Below are 25,098 nucleotides of genomic sequence, written 5' to 3'. Positions count from 1 at the left end.
GGCGTTTTTATAATGAGATTCCTGCTTTCGCAGTAATTTGTGTTACATTTTCTGAAGCCAATGCTTTACATCTACCTCAGCTTTTATAAGCTCTTTTAAATCTTCAATCTTTACACGTTTTTGTTCCATAGTATCTCTATGACGTATGGTAACAGAATTATCTTCTAAAGTGTCATGATCTACAGTAATACAAAATGGTGTTCCGTTAGCATCTTGCCTTCTGTAACGTCTTCCTACAGCGTCTTTTTCATCGTAAGTTACGTTAAAATCCCATTTTAAATCTTCAACAATTTTCTTAGCAACATCTGGTAAGCCATCTTTTTTAACCAATGGTAAAATAGCCGCTTTTGTTGGTGCTAATACAGCAGGTAATTTTAAAACGGTTCTTGTGGTATTGTTTTCTAATTCTTCCTCTATTAAGGCCTTAGAAAACACCGCTAAGAACATTCTATCTAAACCAATAGAAGTTTCTAAAACGTAAGGTGTATAACTTGCGTTATCTTCATGGTCAAAATACTGTAATTTTTTACCAGAATATTCTTCGTGTTGTTTTAAATCAAAGTCTGTACGTGAGTGTATCCCTTCTAATTCTTTAAAACCAAATGGAAAATTAAACTCAATATCTGTAGCAGCATCTGCATAGTGCGCTAATTTTTCATGATCATGAAAACGGTAATTATCTTCACCTAAACCTAGTGATTTATGCCATTTTAATCGTGCGTCCTTCCAATAATCAAACCACTCCTTTTGCGTACCTGGTTTAATAAAAAACTGCATTTCCATTTGCTCAAATTCACGCATTCTAAAGATAAATTGTCTTGCTACAATCTCATTTCTAAACGCCTTACCAGTTTGTGCAATACCAAAAGGGATCTTCATTCGTCCGGTTTTCTGAACGTTTAAGAAGTTTACAAAAATTCCTTGAGCTGTTTCTGGTCTTAAGTATAAATCCATAGCAGATTCTGCAGAAGCACCTAATTTTGTTCCAAACATTAAGTTAAATTGCTTAACGTCTGTCCAATTTCTACTTCCGCTTAAAGGACAAGCTATTTCTAATTCTTCTATTAAAGCCTTAACATCAGCTAAGTCTTCTTTCTCTAAGGATTGACCTAATCGTTTTAAAATTGAATTTATTTTTTCTTGATAACCAACAACGCGTCCGTTAGTAGAAACAAATTCTTCTTTATTAAAAGCATCTCCAAATCGCTTCGCTGCTTTGGCTACTTCCTTATTTATTTTTGTCTCAATTTTTGCGCAATAATCTTCTACCAATACATCAGCTCTATATCTTTTTTTAGAGTCTTTGTTATCAATTAAAGGATCATTAAACGCATCTACGTGACCAGAAGCTTTCCATGTTGTAGGATGCATAAAAATTGCAGCATCTATACCTACAATATTATCATGCATTTGCACCATGGCTTTCCACCAATAGTCGCGTATATTTTTCTTTAATTCTGCTCCATTTTGTGCGTAATCGTATACTGCACTTAGTCCATCGTAGATTTCACTACTCTGAAACACGTAACCATACTCCTTTGCGTGAGAGATTACTTTTTTAAATTGATCGTCGTTTGCCATAATACTGCAAAAATAGAAAACCGCTCTGATTAACAGAACGGTTTTTAAAAAATTATATCGTTATCGTTTATTATTTTCTTCTTTTTTTAATTGAGCTCTATACTTGTACCTCCTAACTTATGGTTTCTATGAAAAACACTGATAAAATAAAACCCTTTTTGAAATGGCTCATCGTCAGAGTCTGCTACAATTTCCGTACAGATTTCTAAGTTTTCATTTTTATAGTTTATGGCTTCTTTTTTACTGTAAATTAAAGAAGTATTACCAAAGGTAACTTCGCCTTTATCCGAAACCACATTACCATCAGGACCAACTATTTGAATATAAATGTCTTTTTTACCTTCTGAAGTTAAAGGGTTTTCATTTAAAGTGATACAAACATCTATAGCATTAGCACGCTTAGCGCGTTCTGTTAACCGTTTTTTACCCGATCTTAATTTATAAGATTTAGCGATAAGATTACTTGCCTTTAAGATGGCTGCTTTATCAATTGATACATGTAGCGAATCGTTTGCCGCAGCTAAATCATCATTTAGCTCCACTAAATCATGGATCTCTACATTATTTTGTTTTATAGTCTTTAAGGCATATTGATTTTCTGTCTGCAATTTAGAATTTGCAGAATTCAGTGAGTCTATTGTACTTAATAGCACTTTACTTTTAGACTTTAAAACTATAAGTTGATCTTTAAACCTAGTGATAATTGACAAATCACTATTTAATAATCTCAATGAATCTAAGGCAATCCTAGTTTCTAATTTGGCTTTTTGGAGCTGTGTAGCCATAAGATTATAATCTTTGCTCAAATCGTCGTAACTCGATAATAATTCTGATAATTCATTTTCTATCAAAACTTTTTCTTGTTTTAAAAATGCTTCGTAGGATTCATTAGACTTATATTTGCTATAGCTATATATACCTAAAACAGTTAAAACGACTAGTAAAGAACTTATAATTAATCTGTAGTTAAATAATTGAGGGTTAACTATCATTATTAATTTTCTTAATTTAATGCAAAACTAAAATTAAATAAATCTACTTTTTATTTTTATCGACATAAGTGATGAAATACTTGTTAAACTTGATTTTTCCTAAGGTTTGCGAAGCTTGTAACTTGGCATTATCGGATAATGAAGTTCTTTTATGCACATCTTGTAGACATCATTTACCTATTACTAATTATCATTTTGAAAACGAAGAAGCCGTAAAAAAGATACTATATGGTAGAGTAAAATTAGAAAACGCATCGGCTTTATTACACTTTTCTAAAAAAGGTATCGTACAACAAATTCTTCATAATTTAAAGTACAGAGGTCATGAAGAGATTAGTTCATTTTTTGGCAAATGGTTAGGTTCAGAACTAGCAACTTTAAATAATTACAAAGATATTGATGTCATTGTACCAGTACCATTATATAAAACAAAACTGCGCTCAAGAGGTTATAACCAAGTGACTAAATTTGGTCAAGAAATTGCAAAAGCGTTAAATGCAGATTTTAACGACTCTGTATTAATAAAAACCAAATCTACTACAACACAAGTTTTTAAAGGTCGTTATAAACGTTGGACTGACGATGGTGCCATTTTTAACATTTCAGAAAAAGAATCCTTAGCAGGTAAACATATCTTGTTAGTCGATGACATAATTACTAGTGGCTCTACCATTGAATCTTGTGCTAGAGTTTTGTTAAATATTAATAATATTAAGTTAAGTGTTGCTACTATGGCAATTGCTGATTAATTTTTTCGTTTCATTATTTAATTCCTATTGAAATTGAGTAATAATATTGTTTCTTTGTGCTAAATATTTTTGAATAGATGCGTGGTCACCTAATGCGAATTTTAAGTCTTTTTTTAATTGCAATTACAATTGCAAGTTGTGCTAATCGTGGTACTCCTTCTGGAGGTGAAAAAGATGAAGAACCGCCAATCATCACAAAATCTCAACCTGAAAATTATTCTACAAATTTTAATGGCAATGAAATCATTATAAATTTTAACGAATATGTAAAAATAAAGGATCTGAGAAAACAACTTATTATTTCGCCTCCAATGGACAATACACCTATTGTAACACCAGCCTCTGGAGCTAGTAAGACTATCACTATACAAATTGTAGATACCTTAAAAGCCAATACAACGTATGCTTTTAATTTTGGAGAAAGTATTGTAGATAATAATGAAAGTAACCCATTTCCGTATTATCGCTATGTGTTTTCAACAGGAAGTGTAATAGATTCACTGTCTGTAAAAGGCTATGTTGAAGATGCCTTATTAAATGAACCAGACACTTTTATTTCAGTAATGCTTTATGAAAAAGATTCTACCTATTCAGATTCTATAGTGTATAAAGAAAAGCCAAGATATATCACTAACACGTTAGATAGCTTAACCACGTTTAGTATAGACAATATAAAAGCTGGCACCTATAAATTAATAGCACTAAAGGACCAAAACTCCAATTACTTATTCAATCAAAAAGACGAAAAAATAGGATTTCACGAAGACTTTATTACAGTACCAACAGACACAACGTATAAATTGAAACTCTTTAAAGAGAAGGTTAATTTCAAGGCTATTAAACCGATACAAGATGGCGAATCTAGAATTATTTTTCCCTATGAAGGCAACTATGAAGACATTAGAATAAGTGTTTTAGGTGATAAACCCGAAGGCTATAAAACCCGAAAAGTTAAGGACGAAAAAACCGACACTTTATACTATTGGTACACACCTAAATTTGAAGTAGATACCACTTTTTTCATAGTTACTAATGGCGTAAAAATAGACACTTTTAAACATCGTTTTAGAAACTTAAAACAAGATTCACTAAAACTAAAATCATCAACAACCGGAACATTAAGTTTTCAAGACCACTTCACTATAGAAGGAAACATTCCGCTTTCAAAAATTGACACCACAAAAATCACTATCATTGATAAAGATTCTTTAGCTGTTCCTTATACCATAAAATATGATTCTATTTACAACAGGTATAAGTTTTTGATAAACAAACAAGAAGCTCAGAATTACAATTTTAAAATGTTACCAAACACCATTACCGATTTCTATGGTGAAACAAACAAAGACACGCTTAATTATTCTTTTAAAACCAAACTGAAATCAGATTATGGTAACATAAGAGTTAATTTGAGAAATGCAAAACTGCCTTTAATTGTACAATTAATAAATAGTTCTGGAGAGGTTAAATATGAAGAATATGCCAGTGATTCTCCTGTCGTTGATTTTTTTAATTTGATTCCTAGCAAATACCAACTGCGCGTAATTTTTGACGAAAATCACAACAAAAAGTATGATACCGGAAACTATTTATTAGGTATTCAACCCGAAAAAGTAACCTATTCCGAACCAATTGAAGAAGTCAGAGCCAGTTTTGATTGGATTATTGATTTTACGTTCTCAGACTAAAATCATCTCTATCATTTAGAAAATTAAGTTTTTCTCTATATCGATTTACGGCTTCTTTGTCCAAGGAAACTAATTCTGTTGCGTCTTCATTTTCAGATAGATGATCTATTCTTTGCCCTAAAACATTATAAGCTGCAGAATGACCAGAATATTCAAAATTATTGCCATCTCGTCCTACTCTATTAACACCAATGCAATAGGTCATGTTTTCAATGGCTCTTGCTTTTAACAATGCATCCCAAGCCTCTATTCTAATTTTTGGCCAATTCGCTACATAGATTAAAAGATCATAATTTTCCGCGTTTCTTGCCCAAACTGGGAAACGTAAGTCATAACATACAAGCGGACAAATTTTCCAGCCTTTGTATTCAAAAACCACTTTTTCATTGCCAGCTGTATAGACCTTATGTTCACCTGCTAAAGTAAAGGTATGGCGTTTATCGTAAGTAATAATTTGACCAGAAGGTTTTACAACAACCATGCGATTATAATAGTTGTTATGTTCTGCTATTACTAAACTCCCTAGAATTACCGCTTGTTGCTCATTTGCCTTTTCTTTAAGCCAAACTATAGTTTTACCTGTCATAGGCTCTGCCACAGCCTCAGGATTCATGGTAAAACCAGATGTAAACATTTCTGGCAATACAATAAGATCTGCAGTTGTTGACAGCGCGTCTATTTTTTTATTTAATAGACGTCTGTTTTCTGAAGGGTTTTCCCAAACCAAATCCGTTTGAATAAGAGCTACTTTTAAATCTGAATTCATAGTTTAAAATTACAAATTTGAAATCTAAATATGGCATAAAAAAAACAAGCTAAACTGTAAACGCTATTGGTGCTTACAATTTAGCTTGCTTAATAAGTTATAAAACGCTTCTTTTAGATTACAGCTTTCCTTTAGCTTTCGCTACTTTATCGTTTAGCTTTTCTAATTTATCTTGCCATTTTAAATCATCTACTGGTGATAATTTTCCATTCCTTTTTAACTTCTCGTATTTTTTCTGACCTTTTTCAAGGTTTTTTTCTGCCTTCTCAAAATTACTCTGAAGCTTTTCTTTCTTCTTTATAGCCTTTTCTGCCTTTTTCTGTTCTTTTTCTGCTTTTTTCTGAGCTTTTTCTGCCTTTTCAGTTTCTTTTTCTAACTTTTTAGCTAATTCCTCTTTTTCTTTAAGCGCTTTTTCTTCCTCTTTCTTAAGCATTTCTGCTTCTTTTTGGACTCTCTCTTCTTCTTTTTTTACTTTCTCAGCTTCAATCTTCGCTTTCTCTTCAGTTTGCTTTGCTGCTTCTAATTCTTTCTTTGCTACTTCTGCTTCCATTCTTGCTTTCGCTTCGGCTTTTTTAGCGTCATCAGCAGCTTGTATTTTCTCTCTAATTAAAGCAGCCTCTTTAAAAATTAACGTTCTTTCCTCTAAACTTAAAGTTTCTGTAACCTCAATCCCTTCTAAAAAGATTTTTTCATTTTTAACTTCATAAATTTTTCCTTCTTTAGGTACCTCTTGAGCAAATGATGTCAGTGATAAACCTAAGAATAATAAGATGATATAATATTTCATTGTAATTGTATTTTTATTGTTCATAATATATGACACACAAAATTACAAAAGGTAACAGCTTATTTTAATAATTTATGTTGTTTTTTGCGTCATTTACCTCTTCTTTTAAATCTTTTAATTTTTCTTTCCAATCTTCAATATCATTAGGCGACAATTTACCTTCTTTTTTTAGTTTTTTGAATTTTGCTTTTTTGGCGTTATAACGTTCCTTTGCTGTAGCATAATGATCTCTGCTGTCTTGCTTTTCTTCAAGATTATCTTCTAAGGCTTTTAATTTTTCTTCTAGTTCATTCTGTTTATTTTTTGCTTCCTTTTGAATGTTTTCTTGTTTTTCAATAGCAGCTTCTATAGTTTCATGCTCTTTATTATATGCTTTTTTGGCAGCTTCTTTTTGCTCTAATTGTCTATTAATGGCTTCCTTTTCTGAATTGGTTAAATCATCGGTAACCTTTACACCATTGTTTTTAATCGTTTTTCCTTTTACTTCATAGACGTTTCCATTGTCCGTAATAACGCGTTGGCTACTACTACAAGCGACTAAACATAAAATTGTTGTTATAAATATTGATTTTTTTAAAATATACATAGTTTCCATTTTTATTAATTTGATATCAATATAAATGATGATGCAAAACTATGTTAACGTAAATACGATTTATATGTGCTTTAATACGTTTGCGGCTTGTTTTAGGGTGTCATCTGTTTTAGCAAAACAAAAACGTAAAACCTTATCGTCTTTATCTTGTTCATTAAAAACGGAAAGCGGAATAGCTGCAATTTTGAATTCTTTAGTGAGGCGTTTGGCAAAATCTACATCATATTCATCTGTGATTTCAGAATAATCTAAAACTTGAAAATACGTCCCTTTTGAAGGTTGAAACTTAAAACGAGATTCTGAGATTAAGCTTAAAAACAAATCGCGTTTTCGCTGAAAAAAGGTATTCAAACCTAAATACGTAGATGCATCTTGCATATAATCTGCAATGCCTTTTTGCGCAGGATGGTTCACGGAAAACACATTAAACTGATGCACTTTTCTAAACTCAGACATTAAATAATCTGGTGCACAGCAATACCCAATTTTCCATCCTGTGTTGTGAAATGTCTTTCCGAAAGAAGCGGTTATAAAACTACGTTGCTTTAAATCTGCAAATAAACATGCGCTTTGGTGTTGCCCATTATCAAAAACAATATGTTCATAAACCTCATCGCTTAATACAATAATATTGGTGTTTTCGGTTATTTTTTGAAATTGAAGCATATCGTCTTGAGACCAAATGGTGCCACTAGGATTATGAGGCGAGTTTATAATGATCATTTTTGTATTAGAGGACACTTTTGAAGCCACCTCATCCCAATTAACGCTATAATTTGGCGCAGATAATTGAACAGGAATGGTTTTTCCTCCATTTAATTCTATAGCTGGTTGGTAACAATCGTAAGCTGGTTTAAAAATAATGACTTCGTCATTTGGTCTTACAAATGCAGAAATTATGGTATAAATAGCTTGCGTTGCACCTGCTGTTACTGTGATTTCTTTTTCTGGATGATAGGTGCTCTTGTATAACAATTCATATTTATGAGCAATCGCCAAACGCAAATCTAAATTACCTGCCATTGGTGCATATTGATTGTAACCATTATTCATAGCGTTGGTTACCAAATCATTCAATTTTTGAGAACTCGGATAATTAGGAAACCCTTGCGATAAGTTAATAGCATTATACTCGTTTGCCAAAGCACTCATTACAGTAAAAATGGTGGTGCCAACGTTTGGTAATTTTGATTGATGTTGCATTGGCTAAAGATAATAATATCTAAAAAAATGAGTTATATAAGTATCAATCAATCCACCTTGTCATCAAATCTACCATTCTACTTATAGTTATTTTTCTTTTCTCGTGTAATGAACCAATTGAAAAACCTATAGTTTCTTCTCAAAAAATAGACCAAGACATAGATATTCCTGCTGAAATTGAAACGCAAACTGGTTTAGATTCAATAAAGCTGAATATCAATTTTAAACCTAAAGGAAATTACACATCACTATTGCATAAAATAAAAACAGATAGGTTTTATTTTAAATCTTTATATCAAACAAATCCAACTAAAGCCATTGATAGTGCATCAACCTATTTATATGAAAATTTAATCAATGAAATTGTTCCGCATTGGTATGGAACAGAATGGGATTTTAATGGATACACCAACACACCAAATGACGGATTAATTGCCTGTGGTTATTTTGTTTCAACCACTTTAAAACATTTAGATTTTAATCTCAATCGTTATAAAATGGCACAACAAGCTGGTTTAATTGAAGCACGAATGCTTCAACCTAAATCTGACTTAAAAATTTATTCTAACCTAACATTTGCTACATTAGAGACAAAAGTTAACTCAGTTTATTCTGATGGTATTTATTTTGTTGGTCTAGATAATCATGTTGGTTATATACTTATTAAAAATAAAACACTTTACTTCTTACATTCTAGTTACTGCGATGATAAAGTGGTTATAGAATTAGCCGAAACTTCAGCCTGTTTTAGGTCTAATATTTATGTTTTCGCAGAAATTACCACCAACAAAAAATTAGTTACTAACTGGATTCAAAATTCAGCACTTATTGTACCAAGCCATTAGGTAACATTTCCCTTATTCTCTATCTTTACAAAAACTCATAAAATTTAGACTATGCGCTTTATAAAAATTCTATTATTATGCTTTGTTTTTCAAGTGTCTGCCCAACAAGGTGGCATGTGGATTCCTTCACTTTTAGAAGGTATGAACGAAACTGAAATGCAAAGTTTGGGCAGTAAATTAACAGCTCAAGATATTTACGATGTTAACAACTCTAGCTTAAAGGATGCCATTGGCCATTTTAATGGTGGCTGTACAAGTGAGGTCATTTCAGACCAAGGTTTGGTGTTAACCAATCATCACTGTGGTTTTGGACAAATTCAATCACATTCATCTTTAGAAAACGATTATTTAAAAGATGGGTTTTGGGCAATGTCTCTTGAGGACGAATTACCAAACGAAGGCTTATTTATTGAGTTTATTGTCAGTATTCACGATGTTACAGAAGTGGCTTTAAAAGGTATCACAGATAGCATGACTGAAACTGAGAAACAATCAATAATCTCAAAAAATACAAATGCAGTTTTAAAAACGTGGCCGAAAGAAGCTTGGCAAGATGTAAAAACAAAGGCGTTTTATGAAGGCAATCAATACTTCCTTTTTGTAACAGAACGATTTGAAGATATTCGTTTAGTTGGTGCACCACCAAGCAGTATTGGTAAATTTGGAAGCGATACAGACAACTGGGTTTTCCCGAGACACACTGGCGATTTTTCTATGTTTCGTATATATGCTGATGCAAATAATAGACCTGCAAAATACAGCAAAGACAACAAGCCATACAAACCAAAACATTACTTACCAGTATCTTTAGATGGTGTTGAAGAAGGCGATTTTACAATGGTTTTTGGTTTTCCAGGCACAACAAGCGAGTATCTACCTGCTGTTGCCATTGAGCATATTACAAAAGAATTTAATCCTACAAATATTGCTATACGAGAAGCGGCTTTAAAAGTCATTGACCAAAAAATGAAAGAAAGTGATGCTGTAAGAATTAAATATGCTTCTAAACAAGCACGAATTGCGAATGCTTGGAAAAAATGGATTGGCGAAAATTTAGGAATTGAAAAAAGTAATGCGGTTGAAAAACGAAAAGCGTTTGAAGCTACATTTACTAAAGCCTTAAAAGAAAAAGGACTTGAAGATAAATATGGAAACATTCTTCCGGAATTTGATAGACTATACAAAGACTTCGCGCCAATAAATATTAAACGTAGAAACTTTATTGAAGTCTTTTTAATAACTAATGAATTAATGCAAATGACCTTTAGAGCTTACCAAGTGGAACAAGCTCTTGTTGCTAATCCTGCTAATTTAGAAAGAGGTAAGGAAGTTTTAACGGGTCAATTACAAGGTATTCATAAAAATTACAACGCTGAATTAGATAAAGGGGTTTACCTCAATGTGATGCCTTTATATGGCAAAGACGTTGATGCTTCTATCTACGACAAAACAGCCTTTACTAATTTAGATTCTGCTTTAAGTTTGCTTGAAGGCGATGCAGCAACCGTTATAAAAAACCTAAATAATGATGCTGCCTTTGCGTATGCAAAACCAATTATTGACGAGTTTTTTAACAGCCTAAATCCGGAATACCAACAAAAAAACGAACCAATTACAGCATTACAAACTAAATATATGACAGCATTAATGGAAGCCTTACCAAATACACGTTATTTCCCAGATGCTAATAGTACACTTCGTGTCACTTACGGACAAGTGAGAGGCTATTCGCCAAGAGATGCGGTTTATTACAATCCTGTGAGTTATTTAGATGGTGTTATTGAAAAATACATTCCTGGCGATTATGAGTTTGATGTGCCACAAAAATTAAGAGATTTATACAACGCTAAAGATTATGGACAGTATGCAGATAAGAATGGAAAAGTCCCAGTTTGCTTTTTAGGAACCAACCACACCACAGGTGGAAACTCTGGAAGTCCTGCAATTGATGCCGAAGGAAATTTAGTCGGCTTAAACTTCGACCGTGTTTGGGAAGGCACAATGAGCGACATGAATTACGACCCAGAAATCTGCCGAAACATTATGGTAGATTTACGCTACGTGCTTTTTATTGTTGATAAATACGCTGGTGCAACCCATTTAATTGATGAAATGACTTTAGTGCATCCTAAAAAGGATGATTCTAGTTCTAAGAAAAAGAAGAAAAGTAAGAAGCGAAAGAAATAAAGTCGTAGTATTTTAGTCTTAAGGTAGCAGTTTTTGGATTTTAGAAATAAAAAGCGATTTTTTTGGAAAGCATACGATAAATATAGTTCTTGACGTTTTATGATTATGAAAAAAATATTATTCTTTTTTTTCTTGCTTCGTTTTTGCCTTAGCTACTCTCAAATTCTTGATAACAATGGAAATAAACCAAATGAAGATTATTCAAAAGGTTATGGGTACAAAACTTATTTTGCTTTGGTTGGTAAAGTTAAAGAAACTGAAGTTATTAATGAATTAACAATAAAGATAGACTCTTCGTTCGAGGTTGTTTCATCCAAGGTTAAAAGAATATTTAATAAAAATGGTTATTTATTGAAAGAATATAGGGTTCAAAAGGATAGCTCACTGTTTCTGAAAGAGGAAAACATTTTTGATGCTAAAGATAATCTACTATTGAAATCTCAATATGCAAAACAATGGAAACGAACCAAAGACAGTGTAATATCCACTAATGACGTAAATAGCTATCAAGAAAAATACACTTATAATTCTGAAAATAAATTACTCACTAAATATCAAAAAACAAATAAACAGAAAGATTTTTATATTTCTCAAAGGAATACATATAAAGATGGAAAACTTCTAAATAAGGAAGATTTAAATAATCATATTGAGACAAGTATCTATGGATTCGTAATGTGCAAAGGCGATGGCTACTCTCTAAATGACTTTATAACAAAATATGATTATAACAATGATGTTTTAATTAGGACTGAAACATATATTGACACATCTGTTCGTTACCGAGACACTATAATAACTGTACATTTGCCAGATACAATTTTAAATAATTATAAAGTAAAAATCCCCATAATTAGAAAGGATGCTGATAAAGACTTTTCAGGTTTTGAGTTAGAAATTGAAGAAAATTTTCAACATAATATAGAAGGCAGATTACTTTCTTCGAAAAAAATAAAGCATAATTCTAATTACCCATTATCTGAAAATGAAAATTTTTATGAGTATTGGGGAAGTAAAGAGCTAAAAACTATTAGCAAAAATAAAAATGGGTACATTTCTGGTAGATTATACGAGTATAAAATAATTAACAAAGATACTTTACTACACAAATCATGGTATTTAAAAGGAAAAGTAGGAGATGAAAAGTTCGAAAAAAGACTTATTTCTAAATATATTTATAATTCAGATGGAAGTTATATATTAAACTCTTATCGCGATAATAAAATTGACAGAACACAACTTTATAACATGAAGAAACATTTAATCGAATACAGAGATTTAAGAAACAATTCGTTAAGACAAATAAATTATAAGTATGACAACAACGGTAATTATATTGAAAAAATAACTTTACAAAATGGAGTAATCAAGGAAAAAATTACAAGAAAAATAAGTTATTATTAAATTTCCAAAATAAAATCATTCTTTTTAATGTACTTAGGTCACTCGAAGTGACGTTCTTGTTCCTTTTTAGGTTTCAAGATTACCAACAAAAAACCCTCACATTTCTGCAAGGGTTTAATTTAATATTACATTTTCTTTAATAAGATTCCTGCCTTCGCAGGAATGACATTAATAACGATAGTGCTCAGGCTTATAAGGCCCTTCAACGGTTACACCAATATATTCTGCTTGGTAGTCTTTAAGTTCTGTTAATTCAACACCAATTTTTTCTAAATGTAATTTCGCTACTTTTTCATCTAAATGTTTTGGTAACATATACACATCGTTTCCGTAGGCTTCTTTGTTATTCCAAAGTTCAATCTGTGCTAACGTTTGGTTAGTAAATGAGTTAGACATTACAAAACTTGGATGACCAGTTGCACAACCTAAGTTAACTAAACGACCTTCAGCAAGAATAATAATTTCCTTTCCGTTAACTGTATACTTATCTACTTGTGGCTTAATAGTATCTTTAGTATCTCCAAAGTTTTCATTTAACCAAGCCATTTGTATTTCGTTATCAAAGTGCCCAATGTTACAAACAATAGTCTTATCCTTCATCGCTTCAAAATGTTCAGATCTAACGATATCTTTGTTTCCTGTTGTTGTAATAACAATATCGCTATTTCCAACTACAGTTTCTAATTTCTTCACTTCAAAACCATCCATTGCTGCTTGTAATGCACAAATTGGGTCAATTTCAGTAACTGTTACAATAGAACCAGCACCTTTAAAAGAAGCTGCTGTTCCTTTACCAACATCACCATAACCACAAACCGTTACACGTTTTCCAGCTAACATAATATCTGTTGCTCTACGAATGGCATCTACTGCAGATTCTTTACAACCATATTTATTATCGAATTTCGATTTCGTAACCGAATCGTTTACATTAATCGCTGGCATAGGTAATGTTCCGTTCTTTACACGCTCGTAAAGTCTGTGAACACCAGTTGTAGTTTCTTCAGATAAACCGTTGATTCCAGCCGCTAATTCTGGATATTTATCTAAAACCATGTTTGTTAAATCGCCACCATCATCTAAAATCATGTTTAATGGTTTTCTGTCTTCACCAAAGAAAAGGGTTTGCTCAATACACCAGTCAAACTCTTCTTCTGTCATATCTTTCCAAGCATACACAGCAGTACCAGCATCTGCAATGGCAGCAGCAGCCTGATCTTGTGTAGAAAAGATATTACAAGAACTCCAAGTCACTTCTGCTCCTAAAGCTTGTAATGTTTCAATTAAAACAGCCGTTTGTATCGTCATGTGTAAACATCCTGCAATACGTGCACCTTTTAATGGTTGCTCGTTTTTATATTCTTCACGTAAACTCATTAAACCTGGCATTTCTGCTTCAGCCAAATTAATTTCTTTTCTTCCCCAAGCCGCAAGCGACATGTCTTTTACCTTATTTGGTACGTAAGCAACAGTTTTTGTACTCATATTATTTTCTTTATTTTATATTTTGAAACACCTTTGGGTTTAGCGCTTAAATAGTTAAATTCGCTTATCTAAAAACACCAAATTTACCTTAGGCACCGCAAAGATAATCAATAACATTAAGAATTTTAAATGCCACTATACAAAACTATTAGTGTAAATTCACAAACTACTGTTAAAATCTGGAAGATTGAAGAATCTTATACCGACTTATTACAACCTTTAGAATTAAAACCTCAAAGCTTAGATCGTGTTTTAGACATGAAAAGCGAATTGCATCAGCGTGGATTTTTGAGTGTTAGGCATTTGCTGCATGCGTTTGGCTATACCGATCAAGATTTGTACTACGATGAAAATGGAAAACCTCATCTCAACGATGGTAAACATATTTCTATTACACATTCGTTTACCTTTTCTGGTGTTATAATAAGTGATGCTGAAGTTGGTATTGATATCGAAAAACAACGTGATAAAATTGGAGTCATTGCGCATAAGTTTATTGATTATGAATACAATTATTTAAGCGCAACAGAAGACGATTACATAAATAAACTAACTGTGATTTGGGGAATTAAAGAATCGCTTTATAAATTATTTGCTACACCTGGCATGTTATTTAAAGAACATTTTTTAGTCATTCCGTTTATGATGAAAGACGGAAACACAGTTGCTTGGATAGATTACAAAAATAAAAAATACAGATACAATACGGCATTTTTAGAGTTTGAAGGGTTTACCTGTGCCTACGTTATTCCTTAATGAATACAATTTACCAAAATATAGTTGCTGCAAAGGCAAAAGGCAAAAAACTCTTAGCTGTATTAATTGATCCAGATAAGATGAAACCTCAACACGTTTCTGGTTTTATATCTAAAGTCAATGCATCTATAATAACACATGTCTTTGTTGGAGGTAGCGAGGTCAATGAAGGCCTTACAGAAACCTTAGTAATAGAAATAAAAAAGCACACTGCATTACCAGTAGTCTTATTTCCTGGTGACGTTATTCAAATAACGCATAAAGCCGATGCAATTTTGTTTCTATCTTTAATATCTGGTCGTAATCCAGAATATCTAATTGGCCAACATGTTAAGGCCATTTCAAGGCTAAAGCACTCTCAACTTGAAGTTATACCAACCGGCTACATTTTAATTGAAAACGGAAAGGAAACTGCTGTACAGCGCGTCAGTAAAACCCAACCATTAAAACGAAATCACGTAACATCTATAGTTCACACAGCTAAAGCTGGTGAGTTGCTGGGCAAACAACTCATTTACTTAGAAGCAGGCAGTGGAGCAACCCAACCAATCGATGCTCATATTATTTCGCAAGTCGCGCAAGAGCTTAATATTCCTCTAATAGTTGGTGGTGGCATTAGAAATAAAAAAACAATAGAAACAACCTACAATGCAGGTGCAGATATGATAGTCATAGGCACTGCGTTTGAACACAATGAATCATTCTTAACTGAACTAAAAAAATAATAAATGGACATATCTGTAGATTTAACACTCTCACCCTTACAAAATGACTACGAAGACCATGTCATTAACTTTATAAAAGCCTTAAGAGCTTCAAAATTTAAAGTTTTAGAAAATCCCTTAAGCACTCAAATATTTGGAGCTTACGACGATCTAATGCCATTTTTAACCAAAGAAATAAAGCGCTCATTTGAAGATGTTGATATTTCTGTATTAACCATAAAATTGGTTAAAACTAATAGAAGTGATTATGAACCACATTTTTGATTTTTTCCTAAACGCTTATCAAAGTACACCCACCAATCAGATACTACTAGAAGCTATTGCTTTTATTTTTGGTATTATGAGTGTTTGGTATGCAAAACAAGAAAACATCTTAGTTTACCCAACTGGTATTATTTGTACTGTAATCACGGTTTATCTTTTATATATCAATAAATATTTAGGAGATATGATGATGAATTTTTACTATTCTATTATGAGTATTTATGGCTGGTGGAATTGGTCTCGAAAAAAAAACAATACTACCGTTGTTCCAATATCGAGAACAACAACAAAAGAAAAGCAAATTGGTATAGGTTTATTCTTCTTAACCATGATAGCGACATTTATAGTCTATAAGTCATATGACTATGAATTAAAAATCCCAAACTATATAGATATTGTTACTTCTGGTATTTTCTTTACTGCAATGTGGTATATGGCAACCAAAAAATTAGAAAATTGGACACTTTGGATCATTGGTGATCTTATTACAATTCCACTTTACGCTTATAGAGGCTTAGGAATGTTATCTTTGCAATACCTTATCTTTACAATATTAGCAATTCAAGGTTATAGAGAATGGAAGACGCACTTAGACAAGAACCAAGCAACTGTATAAAAGTAGTATTGTTTGGTCCTGAATCTACCGGAAAAACAACATTATCACGACAATTGGCGAGACACTACCATTCTGTTTGGGTACCAGAATACGCAAGAGAATACCTGCAAAACAAATGGAATAACGAACGAAAAACCTGCGAACCCAATGATCTTTTACCTATTGCCATAGGGCAAATGAAACTTGAAAACAGTTTAGCACAAAAAACGGATTCCGTATTAATATGCGACACCGATCTACTTGAAACTAAAGTATATAGTGAAGCCTATTATTTAGGAACATGTAACCCTATTTTAAATACATATGCTCTAAAAAATTCTTACGACCTTTACTTTTTAACTTATATTGACACGCCTTGGGAAGCAGATGACCTAAGAGATAAACCCAATGAAAGAGAACGCATGTTTAACGCATTTGAGACCACTTTAAAAACCTACAACAAACCATATGTTTTATTAAAGGGTAATAAAGAACAACGCCTTAAGACTGCAGTGCAACATATTGATAACCTACTAGCAAACAAATTATGAAATTTACAACAGAAGACATTACACAAATAGAATCTAAAAGTCTAAACTTAAATGACGTAAAAAAGCAAATAGAACTTTTTGAAACCGGTATTCCATTTACCAATATTTCTAAAGCAGCTACCATTAATAACGGAATATTAGCTCTAGACGACACTAGTATTAAATCATATATTGACTTTTTTGAATCTAAAAAGAACGCAACATCGTTATTAAAGTTTGTCCCAGCATCTGGAGCCGCATCACGTATGTTTAAATTCTTATTTAGGTTTGTGAGTGAATTCAATTCTAAAGAACAATCCCTAAACTCGTTTATAAACAAAAACAACTTACGAGAGTTATCTCTTTTTATGGTTGGTATGGAAAAATTTCCATTTTATAAACTTGTTCTTAAATCACTTAAAGCCAAGAATATTAATTTTGAAACACTAACTACCAACGAAAAAGTATGGCATTTTGCTAAAGCCATGTTAGATGAAGATCAACTAAATTTTGGTAATCAACCAAAAGGATTATTACCATTTCACAAATACAAAAACGATCAAATATCTACAGCTTTTGAAGAACATTTATATGAAGCCGCTTTGTACGCCTCAAGTAATGGTTTGGCCAAATTACATTTCACAATTTCAGAAATTTATAAGGATAAATTCTCTAAAGAATTTAAAAATATTCAACAAAACATAGAACAAAACACGGGTGTTACATTTGATATTTCATTTTCATACCAGCAGCAATCTACAGATACAATTGCCGTAACACCAAAGAATAAGCCATTTAGATTATCAGATGGCTCAATACTTTTTAGACCTTCAGGCCATGGTGCTTTATTAAAAAACCTAAATACACTCGATGCAGATATTATTTTTGTAAAAAACATTGACAATGTTGTTGTCAACAAATACAAAGAAGACATCGCGAAATATAAAAAAGTATTAGCTGGCATACTTTTAAAATTACAAGCCAAAACTTTTGAATATTTACACACGTTAGACACCAAAACAATATCAGAAACGACCTTTAAAACCATTGAAACGTTTTTAACATCAGACTTAAACATAAAAATTTCTGATGAGTATAAAAAATACACAGATCATTATAAAATCGAATATTTACAAGAAAAATTAAACCGACCAATCCGCATTTGTGGAATGGTAAAAAATGAAGGTGAGCCAGGTGGTGGTCCTTTTTGGGTTAAAGATTTTAAATCTAATCAATCTCTACAAATTGTGGAGTCTGCACAAATCAATCTAAATGATTTAAAACAAGCTGAAATCCTTAAAAATGCAACGCACTTTAATCCTGTAGATTTAGTTTGTGGTGTTAAAAATTATAAAGGCGAAAAATTTGATTTAGAAAAATATGTTGATTTTGACACAGCTTTTATTTCACAAAAAACCAAAAACGGAAAAGAATTAAAAGCTCTAGAACTTCCTGGATTATGGAATGGAAGTATGGCCAATTGGACAACTATTTTTGTAGAAGTTCCTATCATAACTTTTAATCCTGTAAAAACTGTGAATGATTTACTAAAAGCACCTCATCAAACTAAATTTTAGTGGACAGCAACATATTAAAATCTGAAGTAATCTATAAATATGTTAGAAGCTCTGGCAGTGGCGGACAACATGTTAACAAAGTGTCTTCTAAGGCCGAATTATACTTTAACCTTGAGAACTCATTGGCTTTTAATGATATAGAGAAACAAAAACTATTAGAATATTTTAAAACCCGATTAAATAGAGACGCTGTTCTAATTTTAACATGCGACGAGAGTCGTAGTCAATTTAGAAATAAAGCATTGGTAACTCAACGTTTTTTAGAACTAATAAAAGATGGTCTAAAAGAAGACAAAATACGTATTGCCACTAGAGTACCTCGCAGTGTAAAGAAGAAACGCTTAAAAGACAAACGTATTAATGCAGATAAAAAGGCGAATCGCAAACCACCAACAATTGAATAACAATGTACCTCACTTCAAGTAATTCATCAGCATAAAGCATTGTCTCGAGATGTATGAATACATTAATTTTCAAAGTGTTCTCTGTACAAAACTCTAATAAAGAATTCCATAATAACTGATGGTTATTTTTCCATTTAAAAAAAACGCAATTCATAATTTGTAATTCTAAAATCTACCTTATCTTTGCCGCGTTCTCAAAAAAGGGGTGCTTTTTTTAGTATTTAGTTCTCAGTATTCAGTCCACAGTTTTTTCTGCACACTGCTACTGCTCACTGCCTACTAAAACGGCTGAGATCATACCCATTGAACCTAGAACAGGTAATGCTGTTTAGGAAACGAGCGTAAAGAAAACAATCGTATATTGTTTTTGGTAGACGCAACAGTTATCAATGTTTATTTTTCTACTTCTGGTTTATTCTTGTTTCGTATGCAACGAATAAATTCTAAAAGAAAAAGACATTTTTTAGCTTTGTTTATACCTGTAGCTCAAAACATTTAATTATTAATTATAAAGAATAATTACCTCTTTTTATTCGATTTTAAACAATCGTAATGAAAAATTTATTTCTTTTTTTAACACTTTTAGTGTTATCAGTCAGCGCAGCAGCGCAGCAAAACCAAACAAAACAAGACTCTAGTAAAGTAGAAAAATTAGACGAAGTTTTAGTTAAAGCAGTTCGAGTAGATGCAAAATCTCCAATTACACACAGTAACGTCAGTAAAGAAGACTTAGCTAAACGCAACTTAGGACAAGACATCCCAGTTTTACTTAATTTTTTACCCTCAGTAGTTACAACTACAGATGCTGGTGCTGGTGTTGGTTATACCAGTATTAGAGTTAGAGGTGTGAGTTCACAATCTACCAACGTTACTATTAACGGAATTCCGTATAATGATGCCGAATCTTTAGGTACCTTTTGGGTTAACCTTGGCGACTTTGCATCATCTACAGAGAGCTTACAATTACAACGTGGTGTTGGGACATCTACCAACGGTTCTGGTGCCTTTGGCGCGAGTATTAATGTCTTAACTGATGCTGTATCTAAAGTGTCCTCTGGAGAAATTTCTAATTCATTTGGAAGTTATAACACAAGAAAACATACCATTAAATTTAGTACTGGTTTAATGAATAACCATTTTGAAATAGCAGGACGTTTATCAAACATTGCATCAGATGGTTATATAGATCGTGCATCTTCAGACTTAAAATCTTACTTTTTACAAGGGTCTTATGTAGATGATAATACTTTAATTAAAGCCATAACCTTTGGAGGAGAAGAGATCACATACCAAGCGTGGTATGGCACTCCATTAGCTAGGATTAATGGCGACCAAGCTGGTATCGAAGCCTTTATTGCAGAAAATTATTTAAGCGAAGCCGAAGCAGAAAATCTTAGAAATTCAGACAGAAGATACAACTATTACACCTACGATAACGAAGTTGATAACTACGGCCAAGACCACTATCAATTACACTGGAATCAACGATACACTAACAATTGGTCTACAACCATTGGGCTTAACTATACAAAAGGAAACGGTTATTTTGAACAATATAAAGAAGGGGAAGACTTTGCAGATTATGGTTTTGAACCTTTAGATTTTAATGGTGAAATCATTGACGAAACCGATTTAATTAGAAGACGATGGTTAGATAATGATTTTTATGTATTTAATGCTAATGCAAACTATAAAAATGATAACATCAATCTAATATTTGGTGGATCTTACAGCCATTACAACGGTGATCATTTTGGCGAAGTGATTTGGGCAGAATATGCGAGTCAATCTCAAATTAGAGACCGTTATTACGATGGAAATAGTAAAAAGAATGACTTATCTCTTTTTACAAAAGCAAATTATAAACTAAATGAAAAACTGAGTTTATATGGTGACTTACAAGTGAGAAACGTAACCTATAAAACAACAGGTACAACTTCAGATTTAGTAGAATTTGCTGTAGATAAAAACTTTACGTTTTTTAATCCTAAAGCTGGGATAACTTACGAATTAAACAGTGCTAACAATCTATATTTCTCATATGCTAGGGCAAATAGAGAACCAAACAGAACTGATTTTGAAAGCAACGCGACTATAGAAGCAGAACAATTAAATGATTTTGAACTTGGTTGGAGACACCAAAAAGGTAACTTTACATTTAATGCTAATGCATACTACATGGGTTATAACGAACAGCTTGTATTAACGGGAAGTTTAGATGACGTTGGAAACCCAATTAGAACCAATAGCGGAAAAAGTTACCGTTTAGGTTTAGAACTTGAAGCAATTATACCAATTACGTCTCAATTAACATTACAACCTAATGTAACATTAAGCAGCAATAAGAACAAGGAAACTATCATTAATTTTGATGGCGAATTACAGAATTTAGGAAAAACAGACATTTCATTTTCACCAGATATAGTAGCCGCCAATGCCATTGTTTTTAGACCAATAGACCATCTTCAGATGGCTGTATTAAGCAAATTTGTAGGAGAACAATTTATGAGCAACACAGAAGCTACTTCTTCTAAATTAGATAGTTTTTTTATCAATGACTTTAACATTAATTACACCTTAAAAACAAACTCTATTTTTAAAGAAATTGTATTCTCTGGTTTAGTAAATAACATTTTTAATGTCGAATACATTTCTAATGGATATTACTACACGTATGATGACACATGGTCAGACCCAAATGCTACAACAACTATTGAAGGCGCAGGTTTCTACCCTCAAGCTACAAGAAACTTTTTGGCAGGTGTAACTTTAAAATTTTAATCGCTTACCAAATAAGTATTATTCCCAAGACTCTCAACACTGTACGGTTGTAACGTACAGGATTGAGAGTTTTCACTTAATCCCAAACCTGTGGCTAAACTGTATTGGTTAGCATCTTCACAACCACAAACAACAATATCTCCTATACCAGAATCTGTTAATGTAGAGCAAGAAGATGGTACATGACCAGGATCTGATGCATCCCAAGCATAAAGAATATTAGAACTCGCTCTATACAACCATATACCTTTATTGCCATGCCCAGCAACATATACTGCATTGCCGTTAAATTGTAATTGACTATACTGCGGAAAATTAGTATTCACAGTGAGATTAACATTAGCATCAAACAAGAAATTACAGTTGTTTATATCATCTGTATTGTTGCACGTAAAAAATACTAAACAACTGAGCGCAAAGAGTGTTTTTTTCATATTCTAATTTATAAGGCAATTTACAATTATTTGAACATTGCCGTAAATATTTTATATATTTGTATAGTAATCTCGTCAGCGCGAGATTTTTTTTATGCTGATTGTATTTCAGCATCTTATGACAATAAACGAAGGAATTATGAGTAAAGTATCTTATTACACAGCTGAAGGTTTAAAAAAATTAAGAGATGAATTAAACCAACTAAAGGATGTTGAACGTCCTAAGGCATCACAAGCTATTGCAGAGGCAAGAGACAAAGGGGATTTAAGTGAAAATGCAGAATATGATGCGGCCAAAGAAGCTCAAGGAATGTTAGAAATGAAAATTTCTAAAATGGAAGAAATTTTATCTGGCGCAAGAGTGATTGACGAGTCGCAATTAGATACTTCTAAAGTTTTAGCATTATCAATAGTAAAAATTAAAAACCAAATGAATGGTATGGAAATGACCTATACTTTGGTGGCTGAAAGTGAAGCAGATTTAGCATCTGGAAAAATTTCTATTAACTCACCTATCGGAAAAGGTTTATTAGGAAAATCTGTTGGTGATGTTGCAGAAATACAAGTACCTAGTGGTACAATGAAGTTTGATATTTTAGAAATATCACGATAATATTCAATTTTAATTTACTTATCTAAATAGATAGATCATAAAAAGATTCCGGTTTAAAGGAATCTTTTTATATTTATAAAAGACGCAATACAATAGAATTATGGCTACACTTTTTACAAAAATAATTTCTGGAGAAATACCATCTTACAAAGTTGCAGAAACGGAAGATTTTTTTGCTTTTTTAGATATCAACCCAAACTCTAAAGGCCATACCCTTTGTATTCCTAAAAAAGAAGTGGATAAAATTTTTGATCTCGATGCAAACACGTATAATGGATTAATGCAATTTTCAAGAAAAGTTGCTATTGCATTAGAAAAAGCAGTGCCTTGTGAACGCGTTGGCATGTCAGTCATTGGACTAGAAGTCCCACATGCTCATGTTCATTTAATTCCATTACACAGTATGGATGATGCGCGTTTTTCTCACAAACAGAAATTAGACCCTCAAGAGTTTGAGACCATTGCAAAAGCGATAGCATCTCACTTGTAATTTAAATAGACATTACGCCAGTTACCAATAAAACAATTGCAATTAGTACAACCAAGACAAACGTGATTATTGCCCAAGAAATTGGTTTTAATTTTAGTGATTTAGGTTTAATATGAAGACCTCTTTTGTGGTAATCTACGACTTGTTCTATATCATTTGTCCACATTACAGGAAAAATTTGAACCTCACAGTTAAGACATCTTATTTCACTACGTGTCTCATTTGTAATTGCCTTATAAAAATTAGTCTCTGTTAACTTTTGCTCAAAAATAAGCTCTAAACTATCATTAGAATAACACTCTGGGCAATTGTTATTAATTCTGGCTTCCTTTAATGTGAAAAAATTGAACGCATTCATGTTCAAATTTACTTAATTTTTCGAAATAACGTTAAAAATTTTTAAAGTCTATAATCTGATTTATAACAACTTAAACCTGCTTTAACATTATTTGTATGGTAGATCCTTTATCAATTTCTGACGTTAATACTTTTATCTTTCCATTATGATAATCCTCAATAATGCGTTTTGCCAAAGACAACCCAAGTCCCCAACCTCTTTTTTTAGTGGTATAACCTGGTTCAAAAATTTTAGTGTAAGATGATTTCGGAATACCTTTTCCTGTATCAGAAATATTTATAAAAACTTGTCGTTCTACCTGTTTTAATTCTAACTTTAAATCACCTTTTCCCTTCATGGCATCAATTGCATTTTTTACTAAATTTTCAATAGTCCAACTGTAAAGTTGTTCATTTAAACTGACTAGTATTTCGCGATCAGGAATTATAATTTCAAAATTAATTAGCTTAGAAGAGCGCGACTTTAAATACGCATAAGAGGATTTAGTCACTTCAACAATATCCATACTATCTAATGTTGGCGCAGACCCTATTTTACTAAAGCGTTCTGTTATAGTTTGTAGTCTATCTATATCTTTTTCTATTTCTACAATATATTCTGGATTTACATGTTCGGTTTTTAAAATCTCCGTCCAACCCACTAAAGATGATAATGGTGTCCCAATTTGGTGTGCTGTTTCCTTGGCCATACCTGTCCACAGTTTATTTTGTTCTGCATTTTTAGAACTGCGATAAAAGAAATACACCACAGCTGCAAAAAGAAAAATAATGAGTAGCAACGCTAATGGATAATATTTTAATTTGTTCAATAATGGTGAATTTCCATAGTAAATTGTTTGTTTTACCTTTTTTCCCATGACAACAGGAATAGGCTGATTTTCATTTTTAAACTTATCAACAAGGGCTTTCAGTTCTTTAGGGTTTTCTAGTGTTAAACTATCTATATTTCTATATCTATTGACATCTCCATTTTCATCTAACACAATAACAGGTGTACTAATAATAGTTTGGGTAACAACATGAGATGTTACGGGATTAACATCTGTATTTAGGTTATCCATACTATTAAGGTCAATTTGCGCTACAGACCAGGTTTTCATTTTAGAGCGTTCCTCAATCTTAAAATTTTGAAAAAACGTATAAGTATTCCAAAGAATGAGTGATATGATTATAAATGAGGAGGCAATAATAATCCAGCGGATAATATTTCGGTTGATGCTAAAAGTCATTAGTCAGTTTTATTCAAATTTAAATATAATGCAAAACTGTTAATAATATTGTATGCTAATG

Annotated in this window: 25 protein-coding genes; 15 read left to right on the top strand and 10 right to left on the bottom strand. The window is 32.1% G+C overall.

The features are described 5' to 3' along the window. Positions 1 to 42 precede the first annotated feature (42 nt). Together HNV08_RS03680 and HNV08_RS03675 are read right to left on the bottom strand one after the other, a co-directional pair. On the bottom strand, positions 43 to 1,581 hold the full coding sequence (locus tag HNV08_RS03680) for a glycine--tRNA ligase (RefSeq protein WP_173279821.1): 1,539 nt from the start codon (positions 1,579 to 1,581) through the stop codon (positions 43 to 45). Positions 1,582 to 1,667: 86 nt separating this feature from the next. Beyond that, a complete protein-coding gene (locus HNV08_RS03675; RefSeq protein ID WP_173279820.1) occupies positions 1,668 to 2,573 on the bottom strand; it encodes a hypothetical protein in 906 nt (301 codons plus the stop codon). A gap of 89 nt (positions 2,574 to 2,662) precedes the next feature. Between HNV08_RS03675 and HNV08_RS03670 the strand changes: the two genes are divergently transcribed. Both HNV08_RS03670 and HNV08_RS03665 read left to right on the top strand, forming a co-directional pair. Next, positions 2,663 to 3,322, top strand: a complete 660-nt coding sequence (locus HNV08_RS03670) for a ComF family protein (RefSeq protein WP_241697171.1) — start codon at positions 2,663 to 2,665, stop codon at positions 3,320 to 3,322. Positions 3,323 to 3,399: 77 nt separating this feature from the next. Then, positions 3,400 to 5,010, top strand: a complete 1,611-nt coding sequence (locus tag HNV08_RS03665; RefSeq protein ID WP_173279818.1) for an Ig-like domain-containing protein — start codon at positions 3,400 to 3,402, stop codon at positions 5,008 to 5,010. Here the strand turns inward: HNV08_RS03665 and HNV08_RS03660 are convergent. The 4 genes from HNV08_RS03660 to HNV08_RS03645 all read right to left on the bottom strand — a co-directional run bounded on the left by HNV08_RS03660 (position 4,994) and on the right by HNV08_RS03645 (position 8,361). Further along, on the bottom strand, positions 4,994 to 5,776 hold the full coding sequence (locus HNV08_RS03660; RefSeq protein ID WP_173279817.1) for an amidohydrolase: 783 nt from the start codon (positions 5,774 to 5,776) through the stop codon (positions 4,994 to 4,996). The genes HNV08_RS03665 and HNV08_RS03660 overlap by 17 nt on opposite strands. Positions 5,777 to 5,894: 118 nt before the next feature. Continuing rightward, positions 5,895 to 6,563, bottom strand: a complete 669-nt coding sequence (locus HNV08_RS03655) for a hypothetical protein (protein WP_173279816.1) — start codon at positions 6,561 to 6,563, stop codon at positions 5,895 to 5,897. A gap of 64 nt (positions 6,564 to 6,627) precedes the next feature. Next, entirely contained in the window at positions 6,628 to 7,149 is a 522-nt protein-coding gene (locus HNV08_RS03650; protein ID WP_173279815.1) for a hypothetical protein, read from the bottom strand. 69 nt (positions 7,150 to 7,218) lie between these two features. Next, positions 7,219 to 8,361 (bottom strand): methionine aminotransferase, encoded by a 1,143-nt coding sequence (locus HNV08_RS03645; protein WP_173279814.1) that lies wholly within the window; start codon positions 8,359 to 8,361, stop codon positions 7,219 to 7,221. Positions 8,362 to 8,612: 251 nt separating this feature from the next. Here HNV08_RS03645 and HNV08_RS03640 point away from each other — a divergent pair, with 251 nt between their 5' ends. The 3 genes from HNV08_RS03640 to HNV08_RS03630 all read left to right on the top strand — a co-directional run bounded on the left by HNV08_RS03640 (position 8,613) and on the right by HNV08_RS03630 (position 12,797). Beyond that, on the top strand, positions 8,613 to 9,206 hold the full coding sequence (locus tag HNV08_RS03640) for a hypothetical protein (RefSeq protein ID WP_173279813.1): 594 nt from the start codon (positions 8,613 to 8,615) through the stop codon (positions 9,204 to 9,206). Positions 9,207 to 9,257: 51 nt separating this feature from the next. Continuing rightward, positions 9,258 to 11,393: a S46 family peptidase gene (locus HNV08_RS03635; RefSeq protein ID WP_173279812.1), complete on the top strand. Its 2,136-nt coding sequence runs from the start codon at positions 9,258 to 9,260 to the stop codon at positions 11,391 to 11,393. 105 nt (positions 11,394 to 11,498) lie between these two features. Further along, the gene (locus HNV08_RS03630; protein WP_173279811.1) at positions 11,499 to 12,797 is read left to right on the top strand and encodes a hypothetical protein; all 1,299 of its coding nucleotides are present in this window, start codon (positions 11,499 to 11,501) and stop codon (positions 12,795 to 12,797) included. A gap of 168 nt (positions 12,798 to 12,965) precedes the next feature. Here HNV08_RS03630 and ahcY read toward each other — a convergent pair whose 3' ends face one another. Then, the gene (ahcY, locus tag HNV08_RS03625; RefSeq protein ID WP_173279810.1) at positions 12,966 to 14,282 is read right to left on the bottom strand and encodes an adenosylhomocysteinase; all 1,317 of its coding nucleotides are present in this window, start codon (positions 14,280 to 14,282) and stop codon (positions 12,966 to 12,968) included. 129 nt (positions 14,283 to 14,411) lie between these two features. Between ahcY and HNV08_RS03620 the strand changes: the two genes are divergently transcribed. From HNV08_RS03620 to HNV08_RS03585, 8 genes are all read left to right on the top strand, one after another. Then, the gene (locus HNV08_RS03620; protein ID WP_173279809.1) at positions 14,412 to 15,038 is read left to right on the top strand and encodes a 4'-phosphopantetheinyl transferase family protein; all 627 of its coding nucleotides are present in this window, start codon (positions 14,412 to 14,414) and stop codon (positions 15,036 to 15,038) included. Further along, a complete protein-coding gene (locus HNV08_RS03615) occupies positions 15,038 to 15,763 on the top strand; it encodes a geranylgeranylglyceryl/heptaprenylglyceryl phosphate synthase (protein WP_173279808.1) in 726 nt (241 codons plus the stop codon). The genes HNV08_RS03620 and HNV08_RS03615 overlap by 1 nt, the downstream gene beginning before the upstream one ends. A gap of 3 nt (positions 15,764 to 15,766) precedes the next feature. Next, positions 15,767 to 16,027, top strand: a complete 261-nt coding sequence (locus HNV08_RS03610) for a hypothetical protein (protein ID WP_173279807.1) — start codon at positions 15,767 to 15,769, stop codon at positions 16,025 to 16,027. Next, positions 16,011 to 16,643, top strand: a complete 633-nt coding sequence (pnuC, locus tag HNV08_RS03605; protein WP_173279806.1) for a nicotinamide riboside transporter PnuC — start codon at positions 16,011 to 16,013, stop codon at positions 16,641 to 16,643. Before HNV08_RS03610 ends, pnuC begins: the two co-directional genes overlap by 17 nt. After that, positions 16,604 to 17,173 (top strand): AAA family ATPase, encoded by a 570-nt coding sequence (locus tag HNV08_RS03600; RefSeq protein WP_173279805.1) that lies wholly within the window; start codon positions 16,604 to 16,606, stop codon positions 17,171 to 17,173. Before pnuC ends, HNV08_RS03600 begins: the two co-directional genes overlap by 40 nt. Then, positions 17,170 to 18,729, top strand: a complete 1,560-nt coding sequence (locus HNV08_RS03595) for a DUF4301 family protein (RefSeq protein ID WP_173279804.1) — start codon at positions 17,170 to 17,172, stop codon at positions 18,727 to 18,729. The genes HNV08_RS03600 and HNV08_RS03595 overlap by 4 nt, the downstream gene beginning before the upstream one ends. Continuing rightward, on the top strand, positions 18,729 to 19,133 hold the full coding sequence (arfB, locus tag HNV08_RS03590; RefSeq protein ID WP_173279803.1) for an alternative ribosome rescue aminoacyl-tRNA hydrolase ArfB: 405 nt from the start codon (positions 18,729 to 18,731) through the stop codon (positions 19,131 to 19,133). The genes HNV08_RS03595 and arfB overlap by 1 nt, the downstream gene beginning before the upstream one ends. 552 nt (positions 19,134 to 19,685) lie before the next feature. Continuing rightward, complete coding sequence (locus HNV08_RS03585) at positions 19,686 to 21,914, top strand: TonB-dependent receptor (RefSeq protein ID WP_173279802.1); 2,229 nt, start codon at positions 19,686 to 19,688, stop codon at positions 21,912 to 21,914. On the opposite strand, the gene HNV08_RS03580 is transcribed toward HNV08_RS03585, so the two are convergent. After that, a complete protein-coding gene (locus tag HNV08_RS03580) occupies positions 21,911 to 22,348 on the bottom strand; it encodes a hypothetical protein (protein ID WP_173279801.1) in 438 nt (145 codons plus the stop codon). The genes HNV08_RS03585 and HNV08_RS03580 overlap by 4 nt on opposite strands. Positions 22,349 to 22,487: 139 nt before the next feature. Between HNV08_RS03580 and greA the strand changes: the two genes are divergently transcribed. Together greA and HNV08_RS03570 are read left to right on the top strand one after the other, a co-directional pair. Continuing rightward, on the top strand, positions 22,488 to 22,961 hold the full coding sequence (greA, locus tag HNV08_RS03575) for a transcription elongation factor GreA (protein WP_173279800.1): 474 nt from the start codon (positions 22,488 to 22,490) through the stop codon (positions 22,959 to 22,961). A 100-nt stretch (positions 22,962 to 23,061) separates the two neighbouring features. Beyond that, positions 23,062 to 23,451 (top strand): HIT family protein, encoded by a 390-nt coding sequence (locus HNV08_RS03570; RefSeq protein WP_173279799.1) that lies wholly within the window; start codon positions 23,062 to 23,064, stop codon positions 23,449 to 23,451. Position 23,452: 1 nt separating this feature from the next. Here HNV08_RS03570 and HNV08_RS03565 read toward each other — a convergent pair whose 3' ends face one another. Both HNV08_RS03565 and HNV08_RS03560 read right to left on the bottom strand, forming a co-directional pair. Next, entirely contained in the window at positions 23,453 to 23,809 is a 357-nt protein-coding gene (locus HNV08_RS03565; RefSeq protein ID WP_173279797.1) for a hypothetical protein, read from the bottom strand. Between the two features lie 70 nt (positions 23,810 to 23,879). Next, positions 23,880 to 25,037, bottom strand: a complete 1,158-nt coding sequence (locus HNV08_RS03560) for a sensor histidine kinase (protein ID WP_173279795.1) — start codon at positions 25,035 to 25,037, stop codon at positions 23,880 to 23,882. Positions 25,038 to 25,098 lie beyond the last annotated feature (61 nt).

This window comes from Winogradskyella eckloniae (genome assembly GCF_013249045.1).
In the GTDB taxonomy this organism is placed as follows: domain Bacteria; phylum Bacteroidota; class Bacteroidia; order Flavobacteriales; family Flavobacteriaceae; genus Winogradskyella; species Winogradskyella eckloniae.
This window is presented reverse-complemented; position numbering and strand designations above follow the sequence as displayed.

What these genes read in the sequence shown, in the direction of transcription:
- HNV08_RS03680 (WP_173279821.1), bottom strand. Translation starts at nt 1,581, where the DNA reads ATGGCAAACGACGATCAATTTAAAAAAGTAATCTCTCACGCAAAGGAG.
- HNV08_RS03675 (WP_173279820.1), bottom strand. Translation starts at nt 2,573, where the DNA reads ATGATAGTTAACCCTCAATTATTTAACTACAGATTAATTATAAGTTCT.
- HNV08_RS03665 (WP_173279818.1), top strand. Translation starts at nt 3,400, where the DNA reads ATGCGTGGTCACCTAATGCGAATTTTAAGTCTTTTTTTAATTGCAATT.
- HNV08_RS03660 (WP_173279817.1), bottom strand. Translation starts at nt 5,776, where the DNA reads ATGAATTCAGATTTAAAAGTAGCTCTTATTCAAACGGATTTGGTTTGG.
- HNV08_RS03655 (WP_173279816.1), bottom strand. Translation starts at nt 6,563, where the DNA reads ATGAAATATTATATCATCTTATTATTCTTAGGTTTATCACTGACATCA.
- HNV08_RS03650 (WP_173279815.1), bottom strand. Translation starts at nt 7,149, where the DNA reads ATGTATATTTTAAAAAAATCAATATTTATAACAACAATTTTATGTTTA.
- HNV08_RS03645 (WP_173279814.1), bottom strand. Translation starts at nt 8,361, where the DNA reads ATGCAACATCAATCAAAATTACCAAACGTTGGCACCACCATTTTTACT.
- HNV08_RS03635 (WP_173279812.1), top strand. Translation starts at nt 9,258, where the DNA reads ATGCGCTTTATAAAAATTCTATTATTATGCTTTGTTTTTCAAGTGTCT.
- HNV08_RS03630 (WP_173279811.1), top strand. Translation starts at nt 11,499, where the DNA reads ATGAAAAAAATATTATTCTTTTTTTTCTTGCTTCGTTTTTGCCTTAGC.
- ahcY (WP_173279810.1), bottom strand. Translation starts at nt 14,282, where the DNA reads ATGAGTACAAAAACTGTTGCTTACGTACCAAATAAGGTAAAAGACATG.
- HNV08_RS03620 (WP_173279809.1), top strand. Translation starts at nt 14,412, where the DNA reads ATGCCACTATACAAAACTATTAGTGTAAATTCACAAACTACTGTTAAA.
- HNV08_RS03615 (WP_173279808.1), top strand. Translation starts at nt 15,038, where the DNA reads ATGAATACAATTTACCAAAATATAGTTGCTGCAAAGGCAAAAGGCAAA.
- HNV08_RS03610 (WP_173279807.1), top strand. Translation starts at nt 15,767, where the DNA reads ATGGACATATCTGTAGATTTAACACTCTCACCCTTACAAAATGACTAC.
- pnuC (WP_173279806.1), top strand. Translation starts at nt 16,011, where the DNA reads ATGAACCACATTTTTGATTTTTTCCTAAACGCTTATCAAAGTACACCC.
- HNV08_RS03600 (WP_173279805.1), top strand. Translation starts at nt 16,604, where the DNA reads ATGGAAGACGCACTTAGACAAGAACCAAGCAACTGTATAAAAGTAGTA.
- HNV08_RS03595 (WP_173279804.1), top strand. Translation starts at nt 17,170, where the DNA reads ATGAAATTTACAACAGAAGACATTACACAAATAGAATCTAAAAGTCTA.
- HNV08_RS03585 (WP_173279802.1), top strand. Translation starts at nt 19,686, where the DNA reads ATGAAAAATTTATTTCTTTTTTTAACACTTTTAGTGTTATCAGTCAGC.
- HNV08_RS03580 (WP_173279801.1), bottom strand. Translation starts at nt 22,348, where the DNA reads ATGAAAAAAACACTCTTTGCGCTCAGTTGTTTAGTATTTTTTACGTGC.
- greA (WP_173279800.1), top strand. Translation starts at nt 22,488, where the DNA reads ATGAGTAAAGTATCTTATTACACAGCTGAAGGTTTAAAAAAATTAAGA.
- HNV08_RS03570 (WP_173279799.1), top strand. Translation starts at nt 23,062, where the DNA reads ATGGCTACACTTTTTACAAAAATAATTTCTGGAGAAATACCATCTTAC.
- HNV08_RS03565 (WP_173279797.1), bottom strand. Translation starts at nt 23,809, where the DNA reads ATGAATGCGTTCAATTTTTTCACATTAAAGGAAGCCAGAATTAATAAC.
- HNV08_RS03560 (WP_173279795.1), bottom strand. Translation starts at nt 25,037, where the DNA reads ATGACTTTTAGCATCAACCGAAATATTATCCGCTGGATTATTATTGCC.